This is a genomic window from Paenibacillus sp. UNC499MF (genome assembly GCF_900107975.1).
Classification (GTDB): domain Bacteria; phylum Bacillota; class Bacilli; order Paenibacillales; family NBRC-103111; genus Paenibacillus_F.
Genome location: NZ_FNVF01000012.1, coordinates 103,240 through 123,011, shown reverse-complemented (window position 1 = coordinate 123,011; position 19,772 = coordinate 103,240). Strand labels below are relative to the sequence as shown.

The following is a 19,772-nucleotide window of genomic DNA, read 5'->3' as shown; positions in this document are numbered from 1 at the left end:
AGACGGCAAAAAACCAGGCAGTGTATCGCTGTCCTGGTTTTTCGTTTCTTGTGCCGGAAGCAGGCCGGCTTGAAGGAGGCAAGTTCCTTACGGGTTCGTAATAATCACCGTTTGGGACGAAGGTTCCCACTTTACATCGGCACCGAGTGCTTCGCTGATGAACCGGACCGGAACCATCGTGTGCTCGTTCACGAGCTGTGCAGGAACTTCTAGTATTTTGCTTTCGCCGTTAACGGCTGCACTTTTACTGCCGATTTTCAAATAGATCGCGGAGCCGCCTTTAACGGCCGTAACGGATTGTTCCTGCTCGTTCCATGTGATGTTTGCGCCAAGCTTTTCGAAAATAGCTCTTAACGGTACCAGCGTATTGCCTTCTACGATTACCGGCGGCTGCTCGAACCGTTGTGTTTGACCGTTGATGGTTACCTGGATCCCTTCCGGCTTTTTAGTTATCGACTTGAAGTCGAATACATCGGGAGTAAGTTCCGGTGACACTTTTATAGCGCTAACGACCGTTTCAAAACCGCTTTCGGAAGGCTTAGCCGCCCGTTCTTTCAACAGCATACCGGTTTCCGTATCATACCATTGTTCTCTGGCCGGCATTACCACAGGCGTCTCTATCTCCTTGCCTGCTTGGTCGGTAAACTTGAGAACCGTTTTCTTGCTTTTACCGGAAAGGTGGTAAGCTTGCCGGCCTAAAATGGTTTCTTCTCCTTGATAAGCGGGATCTTCCGTATCTATCAGGAATGTTTCAAGGCGCATTTTTGAAAGTTTAGAGTAGCTGTTAAATTCCATGCCATTCAGTTTGATCTTGCTTGTTTTGTTTCCTTCGGCCATATAAGAAAGGCCGTCGTCTCCGTTAATGACGATAGTATTCAGCGTTTTCCCGGCCGTGTCATAGCTGACTTCCAGCCTGAACCGGGCATTCGGAGCATCCTCCCACGATTTGTTCCAGACAACGTTACTTTTTCCGTCTTCGAGATTACTGATCTCCTTCCATTCCACGTAAACGAGGCCCGGGGCTTTTCCCCTGATTTCTTTTGCTACTTGTTCCAGCGTTAGCGCGCGGGGTGCGGACTCCTTGGATGCTGCCCCCGCATTAACGGGAAGAGCTGCGGCAAGGATCAACAGACCCAATCCGGCGGAGATCCATTTTCTGTTTTTTAGCATGATAATGTATCATTCCTTTCAATTTTTATCCTCATAGATTTAGTCGAACCGGGGGAGGTTTGGGTTCAAATTTCTTTTCATGCTGAAACACTTCGTTCGGGCGAAGTGTCTTAGTTATGTAGACAGCTTGAGGCTTGAGCTGATATGCGGATACATACGAATGAAAAAGGAGTGAGCGGAAAATGAAAGGGAAAGTTGCCATTGTGACGGGTTCGAGCCGGGGAATCGGTGCCGCAGCGGCTAAGCTGCTGGCCGAACGCGGAGCCAAGGTCATCGTCAATTATGCGAGCAATGCTTCGGCCGCGGAGAACGTCGTTGCTTTCATACGGGAAAACGGGGGAGAAGCCGCGGCTTTGCAGGCGGACGCCCGCAGTGCGGCACAGATGAACGGACTCGTGGCCGAGACGGTATCCCGCTTCGGAACGGTAGACATTCTGGTTCATAACGCCGGCATGAATTTTGTCCAGAAGTCTTTCGAAGATATGTCCTGGGAAGAGTTCATTCAGAAGACGAACGATGAGCTTCAAGCCGCTTTCGTTTCGACTAAAGCCGTACTGCCTTTTATGAAACAAAAAAAGTACGGAAAGCTCGTTTATGTGTCCAGCGGACTCAGCAACCATGCGGCACCGCTGTTCATATCGCACGGCACCTCCAAGGGAGCCTTAAACAGCTTCGTCCGGTATATTGCCGGAGAGTTCGGCGGCGCAGGCATCACCGCGAATATCGTCTCGCCCGGCATGGTGGAAACCGATGCGACGGCGTCGATACCGGAAGCGTTCAAACAGCAGCAAGCGGCACATTTGCCGCTCGGGAGGATCGGCCGGCCGGAGGATGTTGCCCGCGCGATCGCTTTCTACGCAGGGGAAGACAGCTCCTATCTGACGGGCACTTACTTGCCTGTCAGCGGAGGCGGGGAAATGTAGCGGAAATCCCAAAAAGCCCCCGCCGGTTTGGCGGGAGCTTCTCGGAGCAGGGCTATTTGACCATTGTCACCAGCGAATCGAACAGCACCTTGGCATGATGGTTCCCGTGGTACATCCCGGGAATCTTTTTGTCGATGTCAAGCAGCTTATAGACGGCCGTTTGAGCCGTTCGGACGGAATATTCCACCGTGAACACGACATCGTCCGGTATTTCGGTAAATTGCCCGATAAAAGCGAAATTACCGGAGCCGTCCGGTACGACTTGCGGCCGGTCCCCGGCTTCACGGGGCATGAACTGGCTCGTGATGAACGGCATCATGCAGGGAATGCAGATGGAATTTTCCAGCATTTCCGGCAGCTTTTCCGCCAGCTTCAGATGAGACAGCAGTTCCGTTAAAATTTCTTCTCCCGTGCATTCGGACATTTTCTTCGGTACGAAATCACCCGGCTTGTCAGGGAAGAGGCCATAGCCCCAAAATACCTGCACATCTTCCGGCTGATTGCGGAAATGCGGCTGGTGCGCGAGCACGACGGACATCAGCCAGCCGGAATCCTTAAAGGTAACGAGTGCGCCCGTACCCGCTTTGTTGCCGGAGAAGTTTTCCATGAAATCGAAAAACATCGGGTCCTTGCACGTGACCGTAAACGATGCCCACTTGGACTCGGAAATATGATCGTCGAAAGCGGACGGATTGCCTGAGCCCGGAAGCTTTGCGGCAATTTTTTCCCAAAGCCCGAACGAAGGTCCTTTTTCTCCAAGAACAGGTGCGGAGGTCATCGAACCGAGATCGGAGCTTTCCGTCATGGAGCCGTTCGTGAAGAACACGAGATCGTCCGGATTCACCGCAATCGAGCCGGTATTCCCGTCTTTAACGACCTGTATGCGGTGCGCCGTTACCCGGCTTTTTCCCGTGGGATCCGGCTTGAAATCCAGATCGGTTACGCGCGTATTTCTCTCGTAGCGGACGCCTTGGCTTTCCAGCCACTTCTGGATCGGAAGCACGATCGAATCGAATTGATTGTAAGGCGTGCGGGCGACACCGGCCAGAGTATGGATACGGGGAAACTCATGCATAAACCGGATCATATATCTTTTGAACTCCACCAGACTGTGCCAAGGCTGAAAAGCGAACATCGTCGCCCACATAAACCAGAAATTCGTTTCAAAAAATTCGGGCTCGAACCATTCGTTAATTTTTTGCTTGCCGAGACGATCTTCCGGTGTGACAAGCAGCTTGCCGAGATCAAGACGATCTTTATTGGAAAAGAGCATATGCTCCACATCGACGATATTCCGGTCCTTATCCACAAGGCGCGCTTGTGCGTGGGTCGGATATTTTTCCGTAAAGGCGTAAATGTCGTCTTTGACGGTTTTGCCGGGCGAGTCGATCGAAGGAATGGAATCCAGAAGCTCCCACGTACATTCGTAGGTCGGCTCGTTCAGCATCCGGCCTCCCCGGATTACATACCCTTGCTCCGCATTCCCGCTTCCGTCCAGAGAACCGCCGTTTACCGGGCGGTCTTCCAGGATATGAATCCGTTCGCCTGCCCAGCCGCCGTCCCGGATCAGGAAGACGGCTCCCGCCAAGGAAGCGATGCCACCTCCTATGAAATAAGCATGGTTGTTTGTCTCTTTATGCGTATTCATTCTCATCAGCTCCTCTCCCTAATTACTTGGACACGGGGCAGAGAGGAATAAACTAGACAATACAAGGGATTTGTCGTACAAACTTAGCCGAAGCCGGATAACAGCAGCATCTACAAACCTGCCGCCGTCGTCTTCTTTCCCTGTTCCTTTCGCCGCACGCGAAAGCCTAAGCCCGCCAAACCGGCTAGAAAACAAAGCGCGCCCCCCGTAATAAACATGACCGGAAACGAGAAGGAATAAGCGACAGGCCCCATGGCTAGAGCGCCCAGCGAAAATCCGAGATCGGCGGCGCCTATGAATAGACCGATCAACAGTCCGCGCGCAAAATGCGGCACGGAGAAGGACACGTAGGTCAGCAGCGACGGGTACAGCAGGGCGAACGCAATGCCGTTAAAGACGGCGGCGGCCGACAGCGCGGCGGGTGACAGGCTGGTTCCCAGAATCAGCGAGCCCAGACAGGCTAACGCGAGAGCGGGGAACAGAATCCTCCCGGGAAAGCTGCCGTCGGAAGGAATATACTTCCGGCCCGCGAACCGGGTCAAGACCAGCACGAGCGTCTGGATAAGAAAATAAAGCTCCGCGAATTTCAAACCTTGTTTCTCCAGATACAAGGGAAGAAAGGTGAAAATGGCTCCGTTGGCGACGGAGGCAAGCAGCATAACGGCGGAGGAGAGGAGCAGGGCCCGGCTTTTCCACACGCCTTTCCGGGCAAGCGGGCTTGCTGCCGGCTCATCCTCGGCTTCTGCCGCCGGAACAGCGGATTCCGGCTTCATTTGCCTGGAAAGCGAAAGCCCGAACAGGAAAATTCCCGCACTCATCATAAACAGCGAACCGAAAATCCAAGTCATCGGCAGCCAGTCTTTCAGAAGCAGGGCGATGGTCGGTCCGAAGGTGGAAGGAATCATGGTCGCCAGGGAATAAAGGGACAAGCCCTGCGCTCTCATTTTCTCGGAAAGCAGGTCCATCGTAATGATCTCCATGGCCGTGGAGAAAAAAGCGGCTACTATGCCTTGAACGGCACGGACCAGACCGAACAGCCACAAATTCGGAATGAAATAGCCCGCCAGTGAAACGGTGAACAGAAGCAGGGCGAGCACAAATATTTTCCGGGTTCCATATCTGTCGATAACGCTTCCGGCCAGAGGTCTGCAGATCATGGAAGCGAACATCGTCGTGCCCATAATCAGACCGATTTCCATTTCACCGGCACCCGCGGTGATGGCATAAAAGGGAAGAATCATCAACACCATGTAGACAATGCAGTAAAAGAGAATCGTAACCGCATATACTTGCAGAGCCCTGAAAGAATACGGGTTATCCATGCCGGAACAGCTCCCTTGAAATCAAGCGGCTGGGGGAATCCAGCTGTTCGGCCAGCTCGGGTTTGTAGTTGGCCGTTTCGGGAGGGTTTCTGCTGTAGGGCGGCAGCTGGCGGACACGGACTTTCATTTCCTGCAGGCCGATATCCGTTAAAATCCCGCGTTCTTGCAGCCAGTCGTCATTATAGATAGTCGGCAGGTAGCGTTCTCCGTTGTCGGAGGCAACGCACACGATCCTTTTGCCGCTGCCCATGAGCTGCGCCAGCTTCCAGGCCGCGACCATCCCGGCCCCTGTCGAGCCGCCGCCCAAAATGCCTTCGTGCTTGGCAAGCATCCGGCACATGAGGAACGCATCCTCATCGGGAACTTTGTAAACTTCGTCGATGCGACGCAAATCGTCCACATTGGTCGGCGTCCAGCTAAGTCCCATGCCCGGCAGCAGATAGGCGTGAGCTTTGCCGCCGAATATGGTCGAACCGACCGCATCGACCGCTATCACTTTCACATGCGGGGCGTATTCCTTGATGTAGCGCGAGAGGCCTCCGATCTGGCCGCCTGTGCTGACGGTGACGATAACGGCATCGATCCGGTGGCCGCTTTGCTCCATCAGCTCCTTCGCCGTCTGAACATAATGGGCTTCCCCGTTCCAAGGATTAAAGCACTGATCCGGACGGAACGAGCCGGGAATTTCACGGTGCAGCTTGTTGGCCAGCGCGATCCGGGTCTTGTGGTAAGATCCGCTGTCATCCTGTTCGGTGACCACGATCACTTCCGCACCGTAAGCTTTCATCATGGCCAGATTGACGGGAGTCGTTTTCGGGTCCACCAGCACGATGACGCGGTATCCTTTGGCCGCGCCGATCATGGCCAGCGAGATGCCGAAATTACCCGAAGACGATTCGATGAGTGTGCCGCCGGGTTTGAGCCAGCCCCTTCTTTCCGCTTCCTCGATAATGTAAAGCGCGGGACGGTCCTTAATGCTGCCGCCGGGATTGGTCCGCTCCATTTTCAAATAAATTTCCGAATCCGCCGACTCCACCAGCCGGTTTAACCGTATGAGAGGGGAGTTGCCGATCGTATCGAGAATCGTGGACATTATCCGTACCTCCTCTATAAGTTCAGATCTAGCCGGCGGCCTCCGCCTTCTTGCGCTTATTTTTACGTATCGACCCCGCTTTCAGAACACGGATGGAAAGAATGATGCCGGTGGCGGTAAGAAACATGATGGCAATGGCGGCAATATCGACGAACCAGGTAATGTCTTTGCCGTACAGCTCACCGAAATGAAGATCACGGACAAAATTGTTGACAGCGTTTACTTCTTTGCGGATCACGTTCCCGTACAGATCGATCACGTACAGGGTCTGATCGTCGTCCCGCAGGCGGACTTTGTAATCCCCCGCTTGACCGTGATGGCCGTCTCCCAGCGTATGATTCATGACAAGTCTAGCCTCCGAAAGATCGAAAGCGCCGGATTGGCTCGCTTTCAAAACGGCTTCCGCCACATTCAAAGTTTGCTGGTCGGAGCTTGCGGCTGGAGCTTCGTACGTCTGAACCTGCTTGTTGAAACCCATGGAGCTTGTGTGCACCAGAAGCATGCCTGTCAGCGCTTCCACAAAAATAAAAATCGAAGCGATTAAACCCACCCACAAATGATATTTTCGTGTTTTCATGAACGTTTTTTTTCCTCCTCTTGTGTAGTTCCGGAATTCCGTAAACCAATTATATCCATGAATGTGAAAAATAACATGACTCAACCGGGCTATAGAGAGAAGTTATTTTGCCGGATTATGGGAATCCATGGGGGAAAAAGTCAAAATCGTTCACATTTTCGCTTCAAAAAGTCAACGGAGTTCCTGGCAGACCGGCACGGCCTTTTTTAAGATAGGGAAAAGGAAGGCTGAATCTTTGGAAGGAGGGAGTCATGATGAGTAATAAAAGAAAGCCCGTACAGAAACCGCGCGGGAAGAAAAACCGGGTTGCCCGGATTATCATCGTGTCGGCTTTCGTTTTGGCGGCTGGTGCCGCGGCGGCGGGATTTGCCCACTATAATTCCTCATCGGCGGAGCCGTATGCCGTCGTCGCTTCTATCGGAAATGAGCCTGTCCAATACGGCGAGTTTGCCCTGATCCGCGACATGCTGAGAAGTACGGTTAAACCGGAAGAACTGGACGCGAAGACGCTTGAGCGGGTGAAGGAGCTTAAAACCGAGCAGCTTTGGGCAAGGGAAAAAGGAGTGGGCTCCGGCGGTCTCGGCTTCGGCGACTTCGAGAAGCGCTGGGAGCAGGAGAACGCCAGGCGCAAAGCCGCATCCGGCCGCGGCGAACCGGTCTACGGCCCGCTCGCTTACGATCCGGCCGGGTTCTACCGGTACGAGCAGTCGAATTTGCAGCTTCGGCTGAAAGAGGCGCTGGCCGGACAAGATTTTGCCGCCGGTGACGCCGAGCTGCGGGCCGCGTATGAACGCATGAAGGACGAGCGGTTCATGCGTCCGTCCAAAATCCGCCTGGAGCTTTTATCGGCGGAGAACAGCGAAAAGGGTGCCGCGAAGCTGAACGAAGCGGCGGCCCGACTGAAGGCGGGAGAAGCTTTCGAAAGCCTGGCGGGGCATGCTGACAGCGGTCTTGAGGCGGAAGTGCGGTGGTTCGAACCGGAACAGCGCAAAGCGGACGCGGAGAAGTATCCGGCGCTGCTTCAAGCGGCGGAGGGGCTGCAAACGGGCGGGCTGAGCGGAGTGATCGGGGAGTCCGACCGGTTGTATGTCATCCGCTGCGCGGAACGGGGAAAGGCGGAATACGAGCCTTTCGAAGACGTGAAAGAGCGCGTACGCATTCTTTTTACGGAAGAAAGATATGCCGTTGAACTGGCCTCGCGTATATCCGGGACCGAAATAATCGTCACAAAGCAGCTCTCACAGGAAGGGAAGACACGCGCCATAAAGTAAAAAGGCTGCACAGGAAAGTCAAAATCGTGCCTATTGGGGGGAGAGGAATTTTTTGTAAAGTGAAGAGGCGAAGCTATCGCTTATTACGAAAAAGGAGGCAAGTCATCGTGCAGAAAATTTCCAGCAGGATCAGTGCCTGGACGGCAGCCGTTTTATTTTTATCGCTTTTTGTAAACGCTTTCTATGGAGTGAAGCCGGCTCATGCGGCCGGAACGGCTTACTACGTGGATTCGGCGGCCGGCAACGATGCCAACAACGGCACCTCCCAGGCGCAGGCCTGGAAGACGTTAGCCAAGGTGAACGCAACGACGTTTCAGCCGGGAGATCAGATTTTGTTCAAATCCGGCGGAATCTGGAACGGCCAGCTTTGGCCCAAAGGTTCGGGTGCGAACGGTAGCCCGATCGTGATCGACAAATACGGAAGCGGAAGCAAGCCGGTTATAAACGGCGGCGGCAGCAGCTTTAATCAGACCGTTTACAACAGTACGAAAACGTACAACACCGGAACGGTATTTTTGCGCAATCAGGAGTACTGGGAAATCAACAACCTGGAAGTCACGAACGATGACAATTTTTCCGTGGAAAACAACGACTCCGCCGCCTTCCGGGCAGGAATTTTCGTTGTCATCGACGCGAACGAAAGCGACCGGGTTTACAATCACATTTATATCAGGGGCAATGACGTTCACGATGTGGACGGCAGCAATAACGCGGGACCGAAGGAAAACGGCGGCATTATTACGGTTATTCAAGGCACCGCGTCGACCTCTACCCGCACGTATGCCAGATTCAACGATGTCCGCATCGAAAACAATACCATCCGCAAAGTGGACCGCGTCGGAATCCGGGCTGCGGCCCACAGCAACTATGTGAACGACGACAGCTTCAGTACGACGAGCACACGCACGTACGGCAACTGGAATACGAACGTCTATATCGGCCATAACAATCTGGAAGATGTCGGCGGAGACAGCATCATTCTGCGGGACACGGACGGGGCTCTCGTTGAATATAACGTGGCAAACCGTTTCGGTACGCGTGTCGCCTCCACCAATGCGATTGCAGCCATCTGGCTGGCCGTCGCCAAAAACACCGTCCTGCAGTATAACGAAGCGTTCGGCGGACCGGCGTCCAATCAGGACGGCTGCGCGTGGGACTTCGATTTGTACCTGGAAAATACGACCTACCAGTACAATTACAGCCACGATAATCCGATGGGACATGTGCTGATGATGGGAACGAACAAGAACGATGTGATGCGCTATCATATCAGCCAGAACGAAGGCAACATTATCCGTCATTTTAATGCGAACGAGGCGACTCCGGCTTCGATCTACAACAATGTCTTTTACTACAACGGAGCCGCGCACAAGGTAATCGGCGGCAACGATGCCACGAAAACCGGCTACCAGTTTATGAACAATATTTTCTACAATACGAATCCGTCCGTAGCGACCAATTGGGGAACATCGGCCAACTGGGGCCAGACCTCTTTCAGCAACAATATTTTCTATGAAGCCAGCGGAACCCATTCGGCAAATGAACCTTCCGATCCCGGCAAACGGACGGCCGATCCGGCGTTTGTAAATCCCGGAGGCGCAGGCACCGGTCTGTCCACGGCGGCGGCCTACCGCCTGAAGGCCGGTTCCCCGGCGCTGAACGCCGGCAAGCTTATCGCCGACAACGGCGGCAAAGATTATTTCGGCGGAGCCGTTTCCGCAACGGCCGTGCCGAATATCGGCGCATACAACGGCGCCGGCGTTACGGTAACGCCTCCGGCAGGGGTTAAAGCGCCGACAGCCGACGCCTACGTGCTTGACGGTTCGGGCGCCGGGACCAATTACGGTACAGCCCCGACGCTGTACGTCAAAGACGGCACGGCCGCAGGCTACACCCGGAAAGCTTACCTCAAATTCGACGTCAGCGGTGTGTCTGCCGTGAATTCCGCGAAGCTCCGCCTGTTCGGCGGCAACACGCAGGACGGTTCGAACGTCCAGGTCAAGGTGTCGGGAGCGGCCGCCGACGGCTGGACGGAGACGGGGCTTACCTGGAACAACGCGCCGGCCGCCACCACAGGTGCTTTGTCCACCATTCAGGTAGGAAGCAACTTGACGTACTATGAGCTGGACGTCACGTCTTTCGTCAAGGACCAGCTCTCGGACGGCATCGTCACGCTGATAGTGGAAGGCGTGTCCGACCAGGACCGTACGATCCAGTTTAACAGCCGGGAAAATCCGGCTAACAAGCCCGAACTTGTCGTGAACTAGCCGTGAGCCGGCTCAGGCAAATCGTACCGATGCTATAGTAGACTGTCGGTTGGCTCCAAGATACGCGAGCAAGACGAAGCGCCAAAAGGCTGCCGCAAATGTGCGGCAGCCTTTGCTGCGTTGCCGGAGCGGCTGCGAGTCAGTCTTCCCGGCTTCTCGTATACAGATTTAAAAGCGGTGCAGAAGGGCCGGAATCGGCGCCTTCTTCGCACCTGAGCGTGCCGGCGAAAGTAAAACGCAATTTCCTTAAAACTTTGATGGAATTGACGTTTTCGGGCTCGACTTTAGCATCGATCCGGCTCATTCCGAGTTCATCGAACGCATAAGCAAGCATGCATCCGATCGCCTCGGGTGCATACTGTTTTCCCCAGAAAGCAGGGTCCAGATCGTAGCCGATTTCCGCTCTCCGTTGTCCGTAATCGAGTTCGTTGAACCCGCAGGAACCTATAATCGTACCCGATTTCCGGTCGATGATCGCATAGCGGACCGCCTTGTTTTCCCGGGCCAATCCGTTCAGAAAATCAATCATATCCGCTGCCTGTTTAATTTCCGTGAACGGATCGATATTCATAAATTTCGTTACATCGGGAGAAGACCAGATCTCGAACAGTCGGGGAGCATCCGCTTCCGTTATAGTCCGCAGCAGGAGTCTTTCCGATTTCAGCTTGTCTTTCATCAATAGCTTTACCTCCATTTTTTTATCTTCGGCGGGTTAAAGTATTGATATCTGCGCATCGTTCAGTCCTTCCTCTATGTAGATTTATCCAGTATAACTCAAAAGGGCGCTTTCCGCATGAGTTGAACTTATAGTCTCCAGTGCCTCTGAGCTCCCCAACTCCAGAATTCCTGACATGAGCAGCGGCAGTTACTTGGCATCGTGAAAAACAAGTCCCAGACTGTAGCGCGTGCCCGTCGTTACGGTGCTTACGCCATGCCGGAGCGTAGTCTTGTAGTACCCGCGGGAACCGGACACAGGACGATGGGTGGTGGGGAAAATCAACCCTTCGCCGCGTTCGAGCGTAAGGACATGCCCTCTGCTTTGGGCGCGGGGCCGCTGTTCCACCAGCAGAAATTCTCCGCCCGTGTAGTCCTCTTCTTTCTGATTCAAGGCAAAAACGATCTGAAAGGGAAAAAATACGCTTCCGTATACATCCTGATGCAGGCAGTTATAGCCTCCCGCTTCATACTTCAGTATGAGCGGGGTAGGGCGTGTCTGCTCCTCCCGGCGGCATTGTTCCAAAAAACCGGATAACGAACCGGGATAAACAGCTTCTTTGTTCAGCAGCCTCAGCCAGGAGTTGGCCGTATCCGCAAGCGCAGGATAAAATCCTTCGCGCAGCTCTTGAATGACGTCCGGAAGGGGAGCCCGGTAATATTTGTATTCGCCCAGTCCGAAACGGTAACGCGCCATATGAATCGTGCTGCGGTAAAGCGGCTCTTCTCCGTAACCGCCGATAAGCTCTTCGCACTGCGAGGAATCGAGCATAGGAGGGAGCTTCGCATATCCGTGCTCGTCTAAAGACTGGCGGATGAAGCCCCAATCCAGCCCGGCGATACGCTCCGCTATATTATCGGGCATGACGAGCTCCCTCCTCCGGCGCATAAGCCGGTCCTCACATTGCTTAAAAATATGGAGTGTGTGACAGAGCTTGTACGGTCCGGTTCCGGCGATGCCGGGAGAAGTTGACCTATTGCCCCGGCCTGCGAAAAGGTCCGGTACAGGGCAAAATCAGCGGAATGATTTTTCATGGCAGAACGGTCCTTTCTTTCGGTTAATAACGGTAACAGCGCTTAGACTGTCCGCTTAGGCTGTCTGAAAACAGTATACCTCCGGCAGAACATTTGCGTACCGGTTCGGGAATGAAACCGCAAGATAACGAAATACTGGCCCGTTTAATGAAACTTTTGCACAAAAAGACCGGCCGCTAATCTGTGAAAATCAAGCTCCGGCGAGACCTGAGAACCTCGGTTAGCAAAGCAAATCGGGGACCGGGTATACAACGGGCGCTGCGAAAGGCTATTATGTCTATAAAGATGATAGACATTACACCTTGGTGGATTGTACAGAGCGGAGGAAAATTACGATGTGGTTTATGTATGCTTCACTTGCCGCGGTCTCTTTCGGGCTGCGCGGAATTTTGTACCAATGGACTTCCCAGCGCCGCACCGACCGGAACGTGCTGCTTTTCGGCGTTTATTTGTCCGGGGCGCTGATCTCGTTTGTCGTTAACCTGTTTGTTAACCAGACATGGAGTCAAGGCGTGTGGTTCGGAGTCCCTATGGGACTGTTTTCCTTTATTGCGAACGCGTCTATGTATAAAGGCTATTCGGTCGGACGAGCTTCCTTGATCGCGCTGTTTACGGGTCTGCCCCCGGTGGTCGTGGTGACTCTCGCTTATTTTATGTGGGGGGAGGCGCTCGGCCTCGTGCAGATGGCCGGCTTCTGCATTGTCATTCTCGGCCTGCTCGTCATCCGGTATTCGCATGATCTGAAGCTCGGTCAGCTGCAAGGCATCCAGTGGGGCCTGCTTACGATGCTGTTTTTCGGCTTTACGGATTTATCGTCCAAGCAGGCGACCTTGTCGGCAGCGAACACCCTGCCCGTATTAACGGTCATGTACGGCACGGGCACTATCCTGTTCGCATGCATGTACCTGCTGTCCCGGCTGAAGACTCCGGCGGAGAAGGGGCTGAAAATCACGGCCGCCGGGACGGCGCACGAAACCCCGCGCGAACGGGAGACCGGGGAAGGCCCCTATGGGCAGCAAGCCCGGATTTCCCGGCACTCCGGCGAATCGGGAAGTTCCCCCAACAGCGGAGAAAGCCGCCAGCCGCTGCAAAACTCGGGCGGCCCGGTCAGAGCGGCATCTCCGGTCTGGTCGATGAAACGGACCGTGCTCTGGGGAATGACTGTAGGCATTACGAACCTGGCCGGTATGCTGTTCATCATCCCCGCATTCCGGGGAGGAGTGACGGGGATCGTATCCGCCATATCCGCGATGAACGTCGTGCTGGTTCTGCTGTACGCGCAGTTCTATCTCAAAGAGAACATTTCCCGTAGGGAAGCTTGCGGCATGCTTCTGGCTTTGGCCGGAATTCTGGTCGTCAGACTGGCGTCATGAAGTCGAGCTGCGCCAATTCAGGTTGATTTCGGCAGGGCGTCTTTTTATATCGTTTTGACTTTTGAAATGAGGTGAACGGGTTGACATTCCGTATTGTTCGAAGTATCTGTGTTTCGGGCCGGGTAAAACGCGTACCGGCTGCCAAGGGGGAAGTCTGCCCTTTGGGATACCAACACGGTTAACTGGAACGGAAAATCGTATACCGACAACTCATTTAAAAAGGCGGAGAAGAAGATGAACCGTATGGAAGACAAACAATTTTACGAAAAAGCCGGTGCTATCAACGGCTGGGACTTTAGCCATATCCAAGTTACGGTAGAGGGAAAAAGATGGGATTTTTTCGAAGAGGTGGCACGCAGCTGCCGGAAATCAGACCTTCTTCTCGATATCGGTACGGGAGGCGGGGAGCGGCTGCTGACCATGACAGATTCCGCGCTGCTCTTAGTGGGGATCGATCATTCGCCGGCCATGATCCGCACTGCTGACACGAATCGGCAAAAAGCGGCGAAGTCAAATGTGCGCTTTCTGCACATGGAAGCGGAGGCAATTGCTTTCCCCGCCGGATTTTTTAACCTCGTTTCCTGCCGCCAATCCTTTTATTCGGCACAAGAAACCGCACGCGTCCTGGTGCAGGGCGGCTTATTTCTGACGCAGCAGGTGAGTCCGCACGACAAGCTGAACCTGAAGCAGGCTTTTGGCAGAGGCCAGGGCCTGGAGACGGACGCAGCGGATTTGCGGGAACGTGTACTTTCCGAGCTTGAAGAGGCCGGTTTCGGCGATCTCCGCTACAACGAATATGATGCGGCTGAATACTATGCCTCGTATGAGGATCTGGACTATTTGCTGCAAATGACGCCCATTATTCCAGGCTTCGGCGAGCAGGAAAACGACCGCGCCATTCTGCGCAAGTTTTGCGAAAAGAACCGTACGGCCAAAGGAATCCGAACGAACTCGAAGCGGTTTATGATTGCTGCCGCCAAAAAATAATACGACCGCATCGCAGGAATGTGATTGCTGTCATGAAGCCAGCTTGTTCCGCTGAGAACACTGGCTTTTTTTACGCACCTTTACAAAAAAATCTTAAAAGAAGCACGGGTTTCACTCCTCTTACCGGCCGGGCTTTTCGGTATAATAGAGCAAATAAAGCGTTTACATGACGAGGTGGTGGAGAAGTGTACAGCATGAAGAAAATTCGTTTTAACCGGCGCAGCGTTATCGTAACCTGGCTCATTTCTTACCTGACCGTGCTGCTTGTTCCCGTTCTGATCAACGGCATTATTTATATGGTGACGTGGAATGTGGTCGAGACGGAAGTAAACCGGTCCAACGAGGCCGTAATCCGCCAAATGGAGCAGGCGATCGACAATCATTTGAAGGGCATCGAAAGGCTCAGCGTCGAAATGGCGCTCAACAAGCGGCTTGCGGGTTTTATTCATGCGGGCAGCCCTCTGACGGACAACGATCACTACGAACTGATCGGTATTGCTGGCGATCTCGGCGTATACAAGGTGGCCAACGATTTTATCGATCAGATTTATGTTTATTACAAAAACAGCGATACGGTCATCTCCTCCCGCGAACGGACGGACAGTCGTGCTCTGTACGAGATTTTACGGGAAAACGAAAGTACGGGCTACGGCGAATGGAAATCTTTTTTCGATAAAAGATTTATCCAGGAGTACGCGCCTGTGACGCTTATGGAAAACGGCGGCACTGCCAGCGCAGTCCTCTACGCGAAGTCGATTATTCTGGACAACCCGGATCTACCGGGCGGAGTCATTCTTTTTGTGATTAAAGATTCCAAGCTTCTGGCGAATCTCTCGTCCGTCAATCACGCTTCCGTCGCCGTGCTGGATCAGAAGAACCGTCTGCTGGCCTCCTCCGGTCCCGGATCAAAAACCGAATTTCCGGCTTACGGGGAGCTTTCGGGCAAAAGCGGGCTGATCTATAAAGAATCGTCCGGCGGGAAAATGGCCGTGTCTTATACGACCTCCGGGCAAACCGGCTGGAAGTACGTGTCGATGATGCCGGCGGACATTTATAACGAGAAAATGAAGCATATGTCGATTCTTATCTTTGTGAATTTGTTTTTGAGCCTCCTGGTTGGGGGGATTTTGACGTTCCTGTTTCTGAAAAAGAACTACAGCCCCATTCACGTTCTGATCCGCAATCTATCTGTGCAGTCCGGCGTGGCGTTCGATGAAGGCTCCAATGAATACGGCTTTGTCCAAAACGCGCTGAACAACGCTTTCGCCGAAAAGGAGATTGTCAGCAGGAGGCTGATGCAGCATCGCGATGCGATCCGGTCCCATTTTCTGCAAGGCCTGCTCAAAGGCAGGCTCGATCCCAACGTCCCGGTTCACGAATCGCTGGCGGCTCACGATATCGGATTCCAGTACGAGAACTATGCCGTCCTGCTTTTCCGGATCGATCAATTCGGGAAATGGGACGAGTCCGGCGGGAACGACGCCAAGAAGATCCGGCAGATTCATTTTCTCCTGATGAATGTGGCGGAAGAAGCGGCGGCGGCCGGAAACTGTCGCGCGGTCACGACCGGCATAGACGATGTGCAGGCCTGCATTCTGAATATCGGACCGGAGGCCGGCACAGAAGAAATCCGGCGGCTTGCCGGACAGGTGAGAACGTTTCTGGAGGACCATTTTCAGGTCCGGCTAACGATCGCGATCAGCGGCGTCCATCCCGGGCTTGCAGGCATTCCGCTCGCTTATCAGGAAGCGCTGGGGGCCATGGAGTACCGGATTGTCATGGGAAGCGGAGAAATGATCGCGTACGGTGATCTGCCCGGCGGAGACGAGTCGGGCGAGGCGGCTTTCTACTCGTATCCGATGCATGTGGAGCAGCAGCTGATCAACTTCGTGAAAGCGGGGGACTTCGTCCAGGCGAACGCTCTCGTGGAGGGGGTTATCGAGCTGAATGTGGTCCGGAAGACACTGTCCGTGCCGCTAAGCCGCTGTCTTCTGTTCGATCTGGTCGGTACTCTGCTCAAAGCGCTCGATGAAATCGGACTGCCCGGCAAACGGGAGCTGATCCGTGAACTGAATCCGGCCGAACGGCTGGCAGGTTCGGAGACGCTCAAGGAAATGACCGCCGGCATGCGGGAGGTGCTCGAGCGCGTATGCGGATTTATCCAGGAAAGCCGTAAACCGGAGCACGATCAGCTCAGCCGGCAGGTAATGGAATATGTACGGCACAATTACAGCTCGGAAAATCTGAACATCACGATGATCGGAGAAGCGTTCGGTCTTACGCCTTCTTATTTATCCAAACAGTTTAAAGCGCAGACGGGCGAAGCGCTGCTGGACGTGATCCAGAAGATCCGTCTCGCGGAAGCCAAGAAATTGCTGTCGCAGTCAAGCGATCCGATCATCGAAATCGCCCGGAAAGTCGGCTATTCCGATATCAATACCTTCAACCGGATTTTCAAAAAATTCGAAGGCGTCACACCGGGCAAGTACAAAGAGATTTTGTAGGCTTCACCGGAGCCGTTTCCGGTTATTTATATGTTTTTTGCAGACGGACTGCGGTTTTTGCAGCCCGCCGTGCAGGACGTTTTTCAGCAAATTGATGAAGCATTCCGGCTTTTGAAGATATCTTTTAGAGATAACGGCAGGTCATACTGACACTGAGATGTGCGACGCAGCCGTGCATCCGTGATTTTGTAGAGGAGGGTTTACATGGTCAGACATTCGGGGATCAGAAATACCCGCTCGGGCGTCATCGTCGTTCTTGCGGCGTCGGTTATGCTGGCGGCTTGTTCGGCCGGTGGAAGAGGAGGAAAGGAAGGCAAGGAGCCCGGAATGGACTCGGAACCCGGCAAATATCCGATTCGTGCGGAAGAAACGCTAACCTCGTGGGAGCCCATGGACACGAACCTTTCCGCGTTCGTATCCAATCTGGCGGACTCACCGTTCGGCAAACAGCTTGAGAAAGAAACGGGCATCAAGGTCAAGTACACACATCCGGCCGACGGACAGTCCAAAGATCAGTTCAATCTTCTGATCGCATCCAACAATTTGCCCGATGTGATCGAGTACAACTGGAGCGGCGGAAGCGGATCTTACCCGGGCGGACCGGAGAAAGCTATCGCCGATAAGGTGATTGTTCCGCTCAATTCGTACATCGACAAGTATGCCCCGAATTTGAAAAAGCTGCTGGAACAAGACAAAGAGCTGGACAAAATGATCAAAACGGACAGCGGGAATTATTACGTGTTTCCGATGATCCGTCCGGAGAACGGTCTTGTATTCCGGGGACCCATGATCCGCAAGGACTGGCTGGACGAATTGAAATTGGACGTTCCGGCCACGATTGATGAGTGGTACACCGTTTTGAAAGCGTTTAAAGAGCGCAAAGGGGCCGCTTCGCCGTTTTCCGCCTTGTATCAGAACGAGTTTAACATCCAGGACGCTTTCATCGGCGCTTATAAAACGGCAAACCGCTATTATATCGACGACCAGGGGAAGGTCAGATACGGGCCGGTCGATCCCCAGTTTAAAGACGCGCTGACTCTTCTGCGCAAGTGGTATGCGGAGGGGCTGATCGATAAAGATTTCGCCCTCAATACGGATTCCAAATCCCTGGACACGAAAATGCTGAACGACAGCACCGGGGCGACGGTTCACCTCCTCAGCGGAGGAATGGGAAGATGGATGGAAACGGGGAAGAAGAAAAACCCGAATTTCCAGCTCGTCGCCGCTCCGTATCCGACACTGACCAAAGGAGAGCGGCCGTTCATCGGCCAGCGGGATTTCAAGTATAACCCGGCGGCCAGCAAAGCGGTTACGGACGCCGCCGCTAATCCGGAGCTGGCCGTGAGGTGGCTGGATTACGCTTACGGCGAGAAAGGCAGCCTGCTTTTCAACTTTGGTACCGAAGGGGAGAGCTACAGCGTAGAGAACGGAACTCCTAAGTTCACCGATAAAATAGCGAAGGACGGGAAATATACCCTCCAGCAGATGATTTCCCAGTACACGAAACCGAACGGGCCCTATCTCGGAGACAGCCGGAAAAACTTCAATACGTTCAAGCAGCAGGACGAGGCCCTGAAAATATGGTCGGAAACCGATGCAGCGAAGCATGTTATGCCGCAGTTTCTTACGCCTACCGTAGAGGAAAGCAAAGAGATCGCCAAGCTGAACACGGCCATCACCAGCTACAAGGAAGAAATGTTTATCAAGTTCGTGATGGGCAAAGAACCTCTCGACAAATACGACGAATACGTAAAGCGGATCAAGGAGATGGGAGTCGATAAAGTGACGAAGATTTACCAGGATGCCTTCGATCGCTACAACAAGCGCTAATCTCATATGCTTTGCGGCAGCTTCCGGTCACATCTAGCGCGTGCTTTGCTGCATGTGTCTGGACGGAGCTGCCGATACGAACGGAGGGATTGTATCATGGCTGCCATAAATCAGGAGGTTTTAACGTACACGGCCGCTCGGAAAAAAGCCCGGCCCGGCCTCCTGCTCGATATCCGCAGAAATAAGCTTCTGTATGTAATGCTGCTGCCCGTTCTGCTGTACTACGTGGTCTTCCATTATGCTCCCATGTACGGCGCCATTATCGCATTTAAGGATTTTTCGCCGAGGCTGGGCATATGGGGAAGCGAATGGGTCGGATTTGCCCATTTCGAGAACTTTTTCACCGGAGCCTATTTTTGGAGAACGATCAAAAACACGGTTCTGATCAGCTTGAACGAACTTGTTTTCGGTTTTCCGGCGCCGATCATTCTGGCTCTGCTGCTGAACGAGGTGCGGAACTCGATCTTTAAGCGGACGGTTCAGACCGTCACTTATATGCCGTACTTTATTTCCCTTGTCGTTATCTGCGGCATTATCAAAGATTTCACGGCCAGCAGCGGAGTGATTAACGATATCATCGCTTTCTTCGGCGGCGAACGGCTGACGCTCCTGCTGGAACCGGAATGGTTCCGAACCATTTATGTGTCCTCGGGCATCTGGCAGCATATCGGCTGGGGAACGATCATCTATCTGGCCGCATTGACCGGCATAGACCAGGAACAATACGAGGCGGCCAAAATGGACGGGGCCGGGCGCTGGAAGCAGATGCTGAACGTGACGCTGCCCGGACTGATGCCGACTATCATCATTCTGCTGATTCTGGAACTGGGCCGTATGATGAACGTCGGTTTTGAAAAAATTATTCTCCTCTACAATCCGAGCACGTTCGATACCGCGGACGTCGTGTCTTCTTACGTGTATCGCGTCGGCCTGCAGGAGTTTAATTACAGCTTCAGCTCCGCGGTCGGTCTATTCAATTCCGCGGTGAACTTCACGCTGCTTCTCGGTTCCAACTGGATCAGCCGGAAGCTGAACAGCACGAGTCTCTGGTAGGAAAG

Annotated in this window: 15 protein-coding genes; 8 read left to right on the top strand and 7 right to left on the bottom strand. The window is 53.6% G+C overall.

Features of this window, described 5'->3' with window-relative positions:
* Nucleotides 1–87: 87 nt before the first annotated feature.
* The gene (locus C4S74_RS20760) at nt 88–1,170 is read right to left on the bottom strand and encodes a copper amine oxidase N-terminal domain-containing protein (RefSeq protein WP_103997250.1); all 1,083 of its coding nucleotides are present in this window, start codon (nt 1,168–1,170) and stop codon (nt 88–90) included.
* Between the two features lie 182 nt (nt 1,171–1,352).
* Here C4S74_RS20760 and C4S74_RS20755 point away from each other — a divergent pair, with 182 nt between their 5' ends.
* Nucleotides 1,353–2,093: an SDR family NAD(P)-dependent oxidoreductase gene (locus tag C4S74_RS20755; protein ID WP_103997249.1), complete on the top strand. Its 741-nt coding sequence runs from the start codon at nt 1,353–1,355 to the stop codon at nt 2,091–2,093.
* 52 nt (nt 2,094–2,145) lie between these two features.
* On the opposite strand, the gene C4S74_RS20750 is transcribed toward C4S74_RS20755, so the two are convergent.
* The 4 genes from C4S74_RS20750 to C4S74_RS20735 all read right to left on the bottom strand — a co-directional run bounded on the left by C4S74_RS20750 (nt 2,146) and on the right by C4S74_RS20735 (nt 6,733).
* Entirely contained in the window at nt 2,146–3,741 is a 1,596-nt protein-coding gene (locus tag C4S74_RS20750; protein ID WP_258042561.1) for an oleate hydratase, read from the bottom strand.
* A gap of 110 nt (nt 3,742–3,851) precedes the next feature.
* Entirely contained in the window at nt 3,852–5,063 is a 1,212-nt protein-coding gene (locus C4S74_RS20745; protein ID WP_103997247.1) for an MFS transporter, read from the bottom strand.
* A complete protein-coding gene (locus C4S74_RS20740) occupies nt 5,056–6,156 on the bottom strand; it encodes a PLP-dependent cysteine synthase family protein (protein WP_103997246.1) in 1,101 nt (366 codons plus the stop codon). Before C4S74_RS20740 ends, C4S74_RS20745 begins: the two co-directional genes overlap by 8 nt.
* A 28-nt stretch (nt 6,157–6,184) precedes the next feature.
* Nucleotides 6,185–6,733: a PepSY-associated TM helix domain-containing protein gene (locus C4S74_RS20735; RefSeq protein ID WP_103997245.1), complete on the bottom strand. Its 549-nt coding sequence runs from the start codon at nt 6,731–6,733 to the stop codon at nt 6,185–6,187.
* 254 nt (nt 6,734–6,987) lie between these two features.
* Here C4S74_RS20735 and C4S74_RS20730 point away from each other — a divergent pair, with 254 nt between their 5' ends.
* Together C4S74_RS20730 and C4S74_RS20725 are read left to right on the top strand one after the other, a co-directional pair.
* Nucleotides 6,988–8,004, top strand: a complete 1,017-nt coding sequence (locus C4S74_RS20730; RefSeq protein ID WP_103997244.1) for a peptidyl-prolyl cis-trans isomerase — start codon at nt 6,988–6,990, stop codon at nt 8,002–8,004.
* A 107-nt stretch (nt 8,005–8,111) separates the two neighbouring features.
* Complete coding sequence (locus tag C4S74_RS20725; RefSeq protein WP_103997243.1) at nt 8,112–10,271, top strand: DNRLRE domain-containing protein; 2,160 nt, start codon at nt 8,112–8,114, stop codon at nt 10,269–10,271.
* A 139-nt stretch (nt 10,272–10,410) separates the two neighbouring features.
* On the opposite strand, the gene C4S74_RS20720 is transcribed toward C4S74_RS20725, so the two are convergent.
* Nucleotides 10,411–10,947 carry a GNAT family N-acetyltransferase gene (locus tag C4S74_RS20720; RefSeq protein ID WP_103997242.1) on the bottom strand — a complete coding sequence of 179 codons (537 nt, stop codon included), beginning with the start codon at nt 10,945–10,947 and terminating at the stop codon, nt 10,411–10,413.
* Between the two features lie 189 nt (nt 10,948–11,136).
* Nucleotides 11,137–11,850 carry a 2OG-Fe(II) oxygenase gene (locus tag C4S74_RS20715; protein WP_103997241.1) on the bottom strand — a complete coding sequence of 238 codons (714 nt, stop codon included), beginning with the start codon at nt 11,848–11,850 and terminating at the stop codon, nt 11,137–11,139.
* 505 nt (nt 11,851–12,355) lie between these two features.
* On the opposite strand from C4S74_RS20715, the gene C4S74_RS20710 reads away from it, so the two are divergent.
* From C4S74_RS20710 to C4S74_RS20690, 5 genes are all read left to right on the top strand, one after another.
* On the top strand, nt 12,356–13,393 hold the full coding sequence (locus C4S74_RS20710) for a DMT family transporter (RefSeq protein ID WP_103997240.1): 1,038 nt from the start codon (nt 12,356–12,358) through the stop codon (nt 13,391–13,393).
* Between the two features lie 234 nt (nt 13,394–13,627).
* Complete coding sequence (locus C4S74_RS20705) at nt 13,628–14,380, top strand: class I SAM-dependent methyltransferase (protein WP_103997239.1); 753 nt, start codon at nt 13,628–13,630, stop codon at nt 14,378–14,380.
* Nucleotides 14,381–14,574: 194 nt separating this feature from the next.
* Nucleotides 14,575–16,884 carry a helix-turn-helix domain-containing protein gene (locus C4S74_RS20700; RefSeq protein ID WP_258042560.1) on the top strand — a complete coding sequence of 770 codons (2,310 nt, stop codon included), beginning with the start codon at nt 14,575–14,577 and terminating at the stop codon, nt 16,882–16,884.
* 204 nt (nt 16,885–17,088) lie between these two features.
* Nucleotides 17,089–18,714 carry an extracellular solute-binding protein gene (locus tag C4S74_RS20695; RefSeq protein WP_103997237.1) on the top strand — a complete coding sequence of 542 codons (1,626 nt, stop codon included), beginning with the start codon at nt 17,089–17,091 and terminating at the stop codon, nt 18,712–18,714.
* 96 nt (nt 18,715–18,810) lie between these two features.
* Entirely contained in the window at nt 18,811–19,767 is a 957-nt protein-coding gene (locus tag C4S74_RS20690; RefSeq protein ID WP_103997236.1) for a sugar ABC transporter permease, read from the top strand.
* Nucleotides 19,768–19,772: the final 5 nt, after the last annotated feature.